This is a genomic window from Staphylococcus sp. HMSC057A08, from assembly GCF_001812925.1.
GTDB lineage: Bacteria > Bacillota > Bacilli > Staphylococcales > Staphylococcaceae > Staphylococcus > Staphylococcus hominis.
The window spans coordinates 59,186-70,982 of the sequence record NZ_KV810872.1 but is presented as its reverse complement, the minus strand read 5'-3'; the positions used below and the strand labels follow the sequence as shown (position 1 = coordinate 70,982).

Here is an 11,797-nt window from a genome sequence, read left to right as displayed (position 1 = left end):
TTATAATTATATTCCGTAAACAACCAATTTCATTAAGATTCTGTATTGTTTCCCCATATTCAATACAGAATTAATATTATTGTATAACTAAAATCATATAATGTTAAGGCTTTCAATACTATCTATTGACCTTTCTTTATTCTTTTAAATAAAGCATATACTCTTAAATTTTTATATCTTTAAATAAAAAATCCGAGACATATAAATGAGTCTCAGATTTTTTAAATTCTATATCAATCTTTTATTTTTTCAAATTATTATTTAATACCTCTGTCATTTGCCCTTTTGAACTTTCATTAGGAATAAAATACCATAATCCGTCATTTTGAATACTACCTGTACCTTCTAGCTGATGACGATTCACTGTATCATTAGCCTCTTTATAATGACTTCTAATTTCATTTAAGTCTCCTAATGTTAAATCGGTTGTGACGTTCTTTTGAATTTGAGTAATTAATGATGGCAAATGTGTAATCGCTGAAGAACTCACCATTTTATTTGCCATAGCTTGTAAAACTAGTTGTTGACGTTCTTGACGTCCAAAATCGCCACCTGCACCTGTTTCTTTACGACTTCTAATAAATGCCATAGCTGTATCTCCATCAACATGAGTGGATTGCCCTTTAGTAAATGTTGTACCTTGAACTGTAAATGTATCATTACTCGTTATGTTAACACCGCCGACCGAATCAATCATGTCGTGTAATCCATCCATATCAATAGTAGCATAGTGATCTATTGGCACATTCATTAGTTTTTCTAATGATTTAACAGCCATGGTAGGGCCCCCATAAGCATAAGCATGATTAATTTTTTCAGTTGTACCTCTTCCTACGATTTCTGCTTGAGTATCACGTGGAATACTTACAAGCTCAGTCGTTTTTTTCTTTGGATTCACTGATAAAATCATTATTGTATCACTACGTTCACCATCATTTGTACTTTTACGTTGTGCATTAGAGTCAACACCAAATAAGGCAATTGTAAATGGATCTCCATTTCTTAAATTAACATTATGAGAACGCAATTCAGATTGTTGACGATGAAGCGGGTTATGAATTTTATTACCTGTGATCAATATCGTTGCTGCGATAACGGCTACAGCAACGATAGCTAACACAACAAGTATACTAATAACCCATTTCATTATTTTACTAGAGGAATGTTTTTTCTTATCAGGACGTTGCATCTTCCTCCTCCTATTCTATTTATATTAAAATATATCTCCATTATTATATATTAAATGATTTAATTTACTATACAACTTTAGTAGGAAATATATCAAATAACTAAGAATAGAAGTATTAGTGTTCATCATTAATAATAGCTAATATCTCCTCGTAGCACCCTTTATTACTAATAATAAAGGGACCACCTTTAGCGAAATCAAGATGTTGCCCATCCATTTGCGTCATCACTAATCCTAATTCTTTAGCGAATAAAAACTGTGCTGCGATATCCCAAGGTTTAGGATTGGTATTAAAATGTGCTCCAAATTGTCCTTTAATTACTCGCACTGAATCTAATCCGCAAGCTCCTATATATCTCACACTAAAAGACGATTGATACAAAGCTTTACTTAAATTTTCACTCACGTATTCTGAACCAAATGAAACAATAGTATCTTTAAGCGATAATACTTCTGGAGACTCAAGTTTGACATTATTCATGAAAGCTCCCTTACCTTCAATTGCTTTATATATTATTTTATGAGCGTAGTCATAAATATAAGATAATTTAGGTTGTCCATTTTCAAAGTAAGCTAAAATAATACAATAATCTTCTTGTTGTTTCACTAAATTGGCTGTTCCATCAATAGGGTCCATAATCCAAAGGTGTCCCTGATAGGGTTCAATACCATCATTATTTTTTTCTTCAGCTAATAACTGATGTGTAGGAAAATACTTTTCAAGATAGGCTTCGAAATCATTTTGGATTTGTTTATCTACATTTGTAACTAAATCGAATCGATTTTCTTTTGTTTCTGTAACCATATTTTTAATTAAATTAGGAATAATATCATCTAAATGTTGGAACCAATTCGTAATATGCTTATCTATAAATTGAAGTTGTTGATTTTGCATGATGTCACCTCAACGTTTTTATTCATCTTATCATATAACATATTATTTTTTTAAAATAAAAAATCGGCTAGTCATTTGCTAGCCGACAAAATAGAAAGGAAAGTAAGTAATAAATATTGAAGATGTTTCGATGTAACCCGAACGACTCACCTTGAGCTATCTGTTATATAGCCCCTACCCCTTTGTTTGAAATCGTTCTACCCTGTTACAAATATTATATTAGCATAATCACCTAATAATTGTAAGCGTTTTCTAAATAAAAATAGTTTATTTTTACACTTTCAATCAACTTATTATTAGAAATGTCTTGAATACCAGTCTTATGTTATAATTAATGTAATATGTAATGTTCATAGGTGGTGAGTATATTGAATAAAATGGAAAGACAAAATCAAATGATTTCATTCATTCAACAAGGACATAAAATCAATGCGTCTGATTTAGCAAAACAATTTAATGTCTCTACCCGTACAATTACTAGAGATATTGATGACTTAGAATCTAAAGGGGTTCATATATACGCTCATAAAGGAAGACGCGGTGGATATGAAATTCAAAATACTGATCATTACTTTCAACTTAAATTAAATGAATCTGAACTTATTGCACTATTTTTAACTTTGCAAGAAAGTCAATCTCACTCTACATTACCTTACACTCAAGACATTCGTTCAATTATGAATCAATGTTTAAAAACACCTAATACACAAATGCTAAAAATACTGAAACATATCTCCAATAATATTAAATTAGAAGATACACGTTCTCTAACATTACCACATCTATTTTCAGATATTTTAATTTATAGTAACGAAAGACATGTTATGCTTGTTGACTTTTCAGAAAATAATGAAATTACTGCAGAAAATGTGATATTCATCGGTTTACTATGCCGTAACGGTCAATGGTTTGCTATTGTTTATGAAATTGGATTCGGTAGAACTCGTGAATTATCAATATTAAATATTGTTGATATTTCTTATTCATTTGAAAAAAAGATTCAAACATACGATATTACTATTCATAACTATAAGGAATTTCTACAGACTAAAAACAATGAATAATGAATATAGTGAGTATTGAAGAAATTTCGATGTATTCTCACTTTCATTCTTAAATACTAAATGCTTACACACCATATATCCTTAACATTCTCTTTTAAAGGATGAGTGTACCATGCATTATAAAACCTTAATATACGATCAACACATTTTAATTCAATTATTAATTTTACTAGAAAAAGCTAAATATTATTATTTTATGGACATAGCACATTTATCTTTGGGAATTAAAGATTACAATAATTTTATTACTCATTGCCGTGCTCATTTTAAACATAATCAAATAAATAGTATTTCATCTCATTGTTCTGATTCACAAATGTATTGTTTCGAGCAATACAATAAATTGGTGACTCACTTAAAACAGATCCCTCTTCAAAATTTTAAAAATGGAAATTTAATCGTTGATTTGCAAGAACGTCAAAATCATATTTATAAAGTTTATAATCAGATTAATAATTATCAATAACCTTATTTTTTTGATAAGTTTAGTAGGTGAATTGTCATTGTAATTGATAGTATGTATAATAATGCTTGATTAATATTAAGTAAAAATTCATACTGTTTTTTAATTCTCGAAATAATGTCATATTGATGGGAGAATATCACATTATTTCGGTAATCCTGTTACGTAAACCTTTACTTAACTTAATCACTTTACAGTTATTTATCGATATTTGTGGGAATTTAGATGTAATATATGATGTATTCACATGCCTAGATAGAGATGTTTTCATTTTCATCTATCTATTTATGATGAAAGAAAAACTTTTAATAAATTAGGTGATTGGATGACAAATATTTTAAGTAGGATAGATGAAGTCTACGCTTCGTCTTCTAAAAGTGAACAGAAACTTTCACGTTTCATATTAAATTCTCCACATAAATTAGTTTCAATGTCTAATGAAGCAATTGCAGATGAGCTTAATATTAGTATATCTACTATGAATCGTTATAGTCAAAAATTAATTAATCAAAATTTTAAAGCTATACGCGATGAAATTAAGCAATGGTTTCCTAAGCAAGTCACACCGTATAATATCAAGTTAGTAGAAAATGAATCAGTAGAAAGTTTAAAACAAAAATTATATTTTCAAACTAAAACGTCGTTAAAACAAAGTAATCATTTTATAGATCATCAAACTATTGACGCTATTTGTGAAACATTTAAACAGGCACATACCATTTTTTTATATGGTTATGGGAGTTCATATGTGTGTGCGCTTGAATTTTATCAGAAATTATCCCGTATTGGTCTCAATATTCAATTAGTTCAAGATACACATTTACTTACTACAATGTTGTCTACACATAATAAAAATGACTGTGTTGTTTTTATTACAAATAGTGGTGAACAGAGCGAACTACAAGCAATGGTAAAAGTCGTTAAAGATTTTAATCTTTCAATGATTACTATTACAAGTTCTAACAATAATTCAATTGCAAAAGATTCTGATTTAGTTTTAACGTATAATGAAGATTATAAAAACGAACTGTGTATGAGTGCGACGACTGCATTATTTGCACAATTATATACGATTGATATTATCTTTTACCGCTTTATAGCACGTAATTATCACGATTCTTTAGACTATATAACACAGTCAAAGATTTCATTAGATAATTATCACAAATATTTATCAAAAATTGAATTTAAACATTAGTAAAAAAGGAGTGGGATAGAACTCATTGTTCCACTTCATTCCTAACTTACGTTGGTCGTCGACTTTCTTTTTGAATGGCTTTATGTTAGGGTCTCGGTCTACAATTGAAAAACTTGATATTAGTCTATGTTTAACTTAGGGATTTACTATCCAAACGTTAAAAAATCTGAGACGTTTATGCACGTCTCAGATTTTTTAATATATATATTTATCGTTATTTTACTCTTTTTATAGCATCATTTTTGTGGTGACCGCGAATAAAGTAATAAACTGTAACCCCTGCTAAGACAATAATACCTATAACCACTGAAATAACTGTGTCTTTATTAAATAACATACCAATTAAAACAATGAGTAAAAAGATAATGGTAATAACACTAGAAATTGGGCCTCCTGGCATCTTAAATGGATGATTTTCAACCTGTTCTGGATGTAATTTTCTGAAACGAATATGACTAATTAAAATCATAAACCATGGAATCATACCTGGTAAAATAGATGCACTATAAACATACACGAAAATACTATCAGCACCTTTAATAAATACAGGTAAAATAACATTTAATAATGCTCCGATTAAAATACCAATTGCAATAGTTAATACTGGATAAAACGGCACACCATTTTTCATTACACGTGTAAAGATTTTAGGCATTTGCCCTTTTTGAGCAAGTGTATATATCATACGACTTGCACTAAAAATACCAGAGTTACATCCTGATAATGCAGCAGTTAATACAACAAAGTTGATTAAACCTGCAGCAAATGTAATACCAATTTTAGAGAATGTAGCTACAAAAGGACTACCAATACTTTCTAATTGACTCCAAGGGTATATTGAAACGATAACAAAAATAGCACCTATGTAAAAAATTAATATACGCCATATAACGCCATTTACAGCACTTTTAATATTCTCTTTAGGATTCTTTGTTTCACCTGCAGTAATACCAATGAGCTCAACCCCTTGATAAGAACCAATAACGATTGAAAGTGCAAAGAAGAAACCAACTAATCCATTTGGCATAAATCCACCGTGTTTCCATAAGTTAGAAATACCGATAGGATGTCCTCCATTACCAATTCCAAAGAAAATCAATCCTAACCCAGCAATAATCATTAATAAGATTGTTACCACCTTTATCATTGCAAACCAAAACTCAAATTCTCCAAACGCTTTAACTGAAGCTAAGTTTGCTACTAATAATAATACTATTGCAATCACACCTGGTATCCATTGTGGTAAATGAGGGAACCAATAATTCATATACTCACCTACGGCAATGACTTCACTCATCCCAACGACAATCCATTGGAATATATTACTCCACGCTGTCATATAGCCAGCAGCTGGATGTATGTATTCACTAGCAAATGTTGCAAATGAACCTGTTGTTGGATTTAAATAAATCAATTCTCCCATTGCTCTCATTATTAAAAATAAGAATATTCCTGCGATTAAATACGCAAAAATAACTGACGGTCCAGTCCATTTAATTGTACTTGTTGCCCCCATAAATAAACCTACACCAATTGTCCCGCCAAGCGCAATCATTCTAATTTGACGTGCACTTAGTCCCCTGTGTAATTCATTATTATCCATAAAAATACCCCATCTCTATTTGGACTAAGGTGCGATACTTTTAAACTATAGAAAATATTTATTACGTTTTCTTAGTCGACATATCCTTTACCTTATTGAAGTTATTATACTATAATTTTCAGAAAATAAAATATATTTTTTAAATTACATTGAAAGCGTTTTCATTTATTTAATTAAAATATTTTTACTTTTTTACAAAAATGAATAATTTAATATTTGTATTATTGAGTTATTTTTAGTTGAGAATCATATTACTAAATTAATATATTTAATTGATACTTTAGCAGTATGCTATACTGCTTATATAGACTTAAAGGAGTTTAACCTTATGCAGCATTTATTAAAAAAGGATATAAAAATATCTATTATTTTTGCTATTGTGTTCTTTTTACTGAACTTTTTTAGTGAACAACAGCACATGGTAAGTTCGCTTATACTACGAACGTTTTTAGCAACTTTAGCATTTTTCTTACTATACTTAATTGTATTTTCAATCTTTAATTCTGATCAACGTAAAATAAAATTTAGTATTACTTTATCTATCGCTGTTATAATCTTTTTAATTATAGGAATCGTATTATCTTCTCCAAAGTTCGGTGTTTTAATAGGAATCTGTGTAGGTATTATTGCAGGATTTATATGGGAATGGATTGAAAAAAGAAAAGGAGAATAAATATATATGTCAGTCACTATCGGTATAATATTAATTATTGTTTTATTATTTTTAAGTCTCATACCAAATTATAATGCAATGAAACAAGCTAAATCTCAAGGATCTAAAAGCACTAGATTTACCGTAATGGTAGGTATTGATGCGATTTTAATTGTTTTATTAGTCTTTACAATTATTCTAAAAATAATTATTTAATAAAAAAGGAACCTTAGAAAAAGGTTCCTTTTTACTGTTATATTGGTCGATCACTTTATAATTTGCCTTGTAACAAAAAGAAATACGCTATAAAAGCAAGTATAAGATATATCATTGATCCTAACATGAATGAACGTATACGAACTCTAAAAGGAATACGTTTATTAAATATTGGACCTAAAATAAGATTTCCTATTCCAATAATAATGGGTCCAGCTAAAAAGAAGATAATTAATTGCCACGACATTTCATTCACACATGACCCTTTTCAAAAAAACGATTTATAATTTCTTCGTTATTTAAATCTTTACCAATATATGGAATAGTTGAGAAATCTTGTGTTTGAGTCATATAATTTGTATTTACTATAACATCTAATCCAGCGCGAAAAGCAGCTGTAGCACCATTTACAGAGTCTTCAATAGCTAAACAATGCGTTGGAGAATAATTAAGCTGCTGAACCGCAGTCAAATAAAGTTCTGGCTCTGTTTTTACATATTCTACACTTTCTCTCCCAACAATAATATTTATATATTCATCTAAACCTAAACTCTTAAATACTGGAAAAATATCCTTTTTATAACTACTTGTCGCAATTGCCATAGGAATATGACGTTGCTTTAAGTATTTCATCAATTGTTTAATCGTAGGATTAATTTCTAATTGATTGCTTGTTTGATGATGTTCTTTATAAATAGTTTCTTTATTATCATTTCCAATCGTCTGTTCCAAATATTCGTGTAAATCCTTTGCTTCTCCACCAATATTTTCACGGTAAAAATCGAGTGTAATTGGTGTTGCATTATGACTAATTAGATGCTTATTAATAATATTAAATAAGTGTTGTTCAGTATCGACAATTGTACCATCAAAATCGAATACTATTGCTTTATACATGATATTTCTCCTTTAAACTTAATATTATAGGTAAGTTTAACATATTACATTAACGTTTAGACCAATATTTGGCAAGAATAGGTCCAGAAATATTATGAACAAAACTGAATACGGCTCCTGGCACTGCTGCTAGTGGATTAAAATGTACAGTTGCCAAAGACACAGCTAAACCTGAATTTTGCATTCCAACTTCAATAGAAACCGCCTTTTTGTCTCTTCTATCAAGTTTGAATACATGTGCTAAAACATAACCTAATAAATAGCCCACTGCATTATGTAAAATGACTACAATAAAAATAAGTAATCCAGTTTTAAGAATTTGTGATTTACTCCCTCCAACAACAGCCGCTAAAATCAATGAAATCGCTACTACAGAAATAATTGGTAAAATTTTAGTAGCTTCTCGAGTTACTTTTTTGGAAGCAAGTTGTAGAATGAATCCTATGATTATTGGTAATAAAACAACTTGAATGACCGACCATAGCATACTTAAAAATGATACATGTAACCACTCATGAGCAAATAAATAAATTAAAGCAGGTGTTACAAATGGTGCTAATAAAGTAGATACACTTGTAATCGCTACAGATAACGCAACATTAGCATTAGCTAGATAACTCATGACATTACTTGATGTTCCGCCAGGACAACATCCAACTAAAATCACTCCAATTGCTAACTCAGCTGGTAAATGAAATATTTTCGCAATAGTATAGGCCAAGATAGGCATAATAGTGAATTGTAAGATCACTCCGATAATAACAGACCTCGGCTCTTTAAAAACCAATTTAAAATCACTAGGTTTAATTGTCATTCCCATGCCTAACATCACAATTCCTAATAGCCATGGGACGAATTGACCAATCGTCGCTAGTTGAGTTGGAAATATAAAACCTATAATAGCAGCAATAAACATCCACAATAAAAATGTCTTAGTTGCAAATTCACTTACTTTACTTAACATGACGTCACCCTCTTATTTTAAATAATGAAATAAGAGTATCACAGGAGAAAAAGTAAAACAATAAATTTTCAGAATATTTAAAAATATTTATATTTTTATTTTTTCTTTTTTAAATAGAGTTACGAATGTATTACAAAAATATTAAATTAAAATTCATTCAAAAGTCGTAGTGATAATCATAATAAAGAGTGATACAATCAGACTGTATATGGGAACGACGTGTTTTATTTTAAGAATGATAATGACATGAAGACTACATATTATTAAGAATTGGGAGGTTCTTGCATGTGGATAGATAAATTTGAAACTTACATTCTAAACATTGTAGGTTTGCAATCAAGATCGACTAAAAGACAATTAATGAAAATTTGCAGAAATGTTCAATTTTGCGAATCATTTCAATACAACATTATTAAATATAACAATACTCCAGCCCTTGAAATTAGCTTACCTAAACAACAATTACCCTATTTCATTAGTTTTTTAAGTTTTTACCAAATTTCTATTTACCAAATTCTCTCTTCTAGAAATACACACATCTTATTGGATTCTGGACAACATTATTCTTCTTCTAAACGCTTTAATTTATGTATAGATGGATTACAAGATGCTTTTATTAAAGATAAAGTTATTGATATAATGACATATTTCTCTAATCAATATGATTTAACTTATACATTAAACAATAATTATGCTAGCGTATGTTGTAAACCAGAAATATTCTCGAAACTCATTCAGTTTATTGCTTGTCGAAATATTGATATTTTATCAGCCACATATAAAACTCGCGCATTACATAATGCACGTATTTCTTAGAGTAGTTAAAGGGTCGAAACAAAATGTTTCGACCCTTTTGGTATCTTATTTTTTATCATTTTCATCAAACACTAAGTGTTCAAATGCTTCTCGTACTTGTGGTACGGTCATTCCTACAACTACTTGTACATTCTTACCACTTTTTACAAGTCCATGTGACATTTGTTGATGTGTAAAATATGCAGTATCTTCTACTTTTGATTCGTCATTAACAGTTAAGCGTAAACGTGTTGTACAATTTGTCACATCTTTAATATTTTCTTTTCCACCTAAACCTTCTAAATAATAATATGCTTTTTCTTCATATTCATTACTAGGCTCAAAACCTGAAGTATCTGTACTATCTTCTCCTTTTTTCTCTTTATAATCTTTTTTAGAAAATAGTTTCACTTCTTCTTCAGCACGACGTCCTGGTAATGGAATATCAAATTTTAAAATAAGATATCTAAATACAAAGAAGTAAATTGCTGAGAAAATTAAACCAATAATAACTTGAGCTACATAAGTCATCCAGTGATTTTGTCCAAGTGGAATCCAGTTTGTTGCAATAAAGTCAAGTAGTCCTCCACCCATATTACCAACTACTCCAAAACCATACATGATTGTATCCATTGTTGCAGCTAATAATGCATGAATAACAAATAAGAATGGTGCAATAAATAAAAATGTAAATTCTAATGGTTCTGTAATACCAACTACAACAGCAGTTAATGTAGCAGGTATCAATAATGCAGCTACTTTTTTGCGATTTTCTTTAGGTGTTGTAGAATACATTGCTAAAGCAATACCAATTGCACCAAATACTTTACCATTACCTTGAAGCATGAAACCATAATGGAATTGATCTTTTAATGGTTTGCTACTTTCGGCAAATTGATTTAAATGTCTAAACCATTCTGCTTTTAAACCATCTTTTGCTACAACTGGACCTACTTCAATTGGTGCATAAACAAAATGGTGAAGTCCAGTAGGTATTAATACACGTTCTAAGAAATGGTATAACCATACGCCTATATAACCAGAAGCAATAATGAAGTGTTGTAATGATTCAATTCCGCTTTGAATCGTTGGCCACACTACACATGTAATGGCTGCTACTAGTAACATAACAAAGAATGAAATAGTGACTACAAATGTTAAACCTTGGAAAACACCAAGCATTTCAGGTAATTTCTTACTGTAATATCTATTATGTATCCAAGTTACAATAGCTGAAATAATGATACCACCTAAAATATTAGTATCTAATGTTGGAATACCTGCAATTGCTTTTAAACCTGTAACATTTTCAACACCCTTTTGTAAGTTTGCACCAAACGTATGTGGCCATTGCGTTAAAATGGCATTGATAAATGTATTAAACATTAAGTAACCCATTAAAGCTGCTAATGCTGCGTGACCTGGTGCTTTTTTAGCAAGTGAAATGGGTAACCCTACTACAAATACAATTTCCATGTGATTAAAGATAACCCAACCACCAGATTCAATGACTGACCAAAATTTAAACCAAAATGTGTCACTGTCTGCCAAACCACCCATTATCGTTGGGTTTTTAAATAGTGTTGCAAACCCCAATATAATCCCGAAGAATGCAAACATTAATACTGGAACTATCATTGCGCTCCCAAAACGTTTTATTGCGTTCATATGCTGCCCCCCAAATCTAAATATCATCATTAATCATATGATATTGCACTTTTTTAAGCGCTTTCTTAATATCTTAATTCTATTATAGTAAACGCTTTCATATATACAATGGCATTGACTCATTTTGAAATATTTTTGTATAATCAGTTTATATTTTCTATAGATGAAAAAATTTTCAATATTATAACTTGAG

The 11,797-nt window shown here is 29.8% G+C and carries 13 protein-coding genes; 6 read left to right on the top strand and 7 right to left on the bottom strand.

From position 1 onward, the window contains the following. Positions 1 to 241 precede the first annotated feature (241 nt). Positions 242 to 1,189 (bottom strand): LCP family protein, encoded by a 948-nt coding sequence (locus HMPREF2881_RS10755; protein ID WP_002448478.1) that lies wholly within the window; start codon positions 1,187 to 1,189, stop codon positions 242 to 244. Positions 1,190 to 1,304: 115 nt separating this feature from the next. Further along, positions 1,305 to 2,084, bottom strand: a complete 780-nt coding sequence (locus HMPREF2881_RS10750) for an inositol monophosphatase family protein (RefSeq protein ID WP_002448358.1) — start codon at positions 2,082 to 2,084, stop codon at positions 1,305 to 1,307. A gap of 368 nt (positions 2,085 to 2,452) precedes the next feature. Between HMPREF2881_RS10750 and HMPREF2881_RS10745 the strand changes: the two genes are divergently transcribed. The 3 genes from HMPREF2881_RS10745 (at position 2,453) to HMPREF2881_RS10735 (ending at position 4,809) form a co-directional block, all read left to right on the top strand. After that, on the top strand, positions 2,453 to 3,148 hold the full coding sequence (locus HMPREF2881_RS10745; protein ID WP_002488630.1) for a helix-turn-helix transcriptional regulator: 696 nt from the start codon (positions 2,453 to 2,455) through the stop codon (positions 3,146 to 3,148). Between the two features lie 112 nt (positions 3,149 to 3,260). Continuing rightward, positions 3,261 to 3,614, top strand: a complete 354-nt coding sequence (locus HMPREF2881_RS10740; protein ID WP_002448527.1) for a hypothetical protein — start codon at positions 3,261 to 3,263, stop codon at positions 3,612 to 3,614. A 322-nt stretch (positions 3,615 to 3,936) separates the two neighbouring features. Continuing rightward, entirely contained in the window at positions 3,937 to 4,809 is an 873-nt protein-coding gene (locus tag HMPREF2881_RS10735) for a MurR/RpiR family transcriptional regulator (protein WP_002454983.1), read from the top strand. Positions 4,810 to 5,023: 214 nt separating this feature from the next. Here HMPREF2881_RS10735 and HMPREF2881_RS10730 read toward each other — a convergent pair whose 3' ends face one another. Further along, positions 5,024 to 6,412 carry an amino acid permease gene (locus HMPREF2881_RS10730; RefSeq protein WP_002488730.1) on the bottom strand — a complete coding sequence of 463 codons (1,389 nt, stop codon included), beginning with the start codon at positions 6,410 to 6,412 and terminating at the stop codon, positions 5,024 to 5,026. A gap of 328 nt (positions 6,413 to 6,740) precedes the next feature. Here HMPREF2881_RS10730 and HMPREF2881_RS10725 point away from each other — a divergent pair, with 328 nt between their 5' ends. Both HMPREF2881_RS10725 and HMPREF2881_RS10720 read left to right on the top strand, forming a co-directional pair. Continuing rightward, positions 6,741 to 7,085, top strand: coding sequence for a hypothetical protein (locus tag HMPREF2881_RS10725; RefSeq protein ID WP_002448336.1), 345 nt, complete (start codon positions 6,741 to 6,743; stop codon positions 7,083 to 7,085). Between the two features lie 6 nt (positions 7,086 to 7,091). Beyond that, entirely contained in the window at positions 7,092 to 7,280 is a 189-nt protein-coding gene (locus HMPREF2881_RS10720; protein ID WP_002448560.1) for a hypothetical protein, read from the top strand. A gap of 55 nt (positions 7,281 to 7,335) precedes the next feature. On the opposite strand, the gene HMPREF2881_RS10715 is transcribed toward HMPREF2881_RS10720, so the two are convergent. Genes HMPREF2881_RS10715 through HMPREF2881_RS10705 form a run of 3 tightly spaced genes read right to left on the bottom strand, consistent with a single transcriptional unit; the run spans position 7,336 to position 9,141 of the window. Next, positions 7,336 to 7,527, bottom strand: a complete 192-nt coding sequence (locus HMPREF2881_RS10715) for a hypothetical protein (RefSeq protein WP_002448619.1) — start codon at positions 7,525 to 7,527, stop codon at positions 7,336 to 7,338. Positions 7,528 to 7,532: 5 nt separating this feature from the next. Next, on the bottom strand, positions 7,533 to 8,177 hold the full coding sequence (locus HMPREF2881_RS10710) for an HAD-IA family hydrolase (protein WP_002488814.1): 645 nt from the start codon (positions 8,175 to 8,177) through the stop codon (positions 7,533 to 7,535). A 49-nt stretch (positions 8,178 to 8,226) separates the two neighbouring features. After that, positions 8,227 to 9,141, bottom strand: a complete 915-nt coding sequence (locus HMPREF2881_RS10705) for a bile acid:sodium symporter family protein (RefSeq protein ID WP_002488728.1) — start codon at positions 9,139 to 9,141, stop codon at positions 8,227 to 8,229. 285 nt (positions 9,142 to 9,426) lie between these two features. Between HMPREF2881_RS10705 and HMPREF2881_RS10700 the strand changes: the two genes are divergently transcribed. Beyond that, a complete protein-coding gene (locus HMPREF2881_RS10700; RefSeq protein ID WP_002454979.1) occupies positions 9,427 to 9,957 on the top strand; it encodes a hypothetical protein in 531 nt (176 codons plus the stop codon). 45 nt (positions 9,958 to 10,002) lie between these two features. On the opposite strand, the gene HMPREF2881_RS10695 is transcribed toward HMPREF2881_RS10700, so the two are convergent. Beyond that, complete coding sequence (locus tag HMPREF2881_RS10695) at positions 10,003 to 11,604, bottom strand: alpha-glucoside-specific PTS transporter subunit IIBC (RefSeq protein WP_002488820.1); 1,602 nt, start codon at positions 11,602 to 11,604, stop codon at positions 10,003 to 10,005. Positions 11,605 to 11,797: the final 193 nt, after the last annotated feature.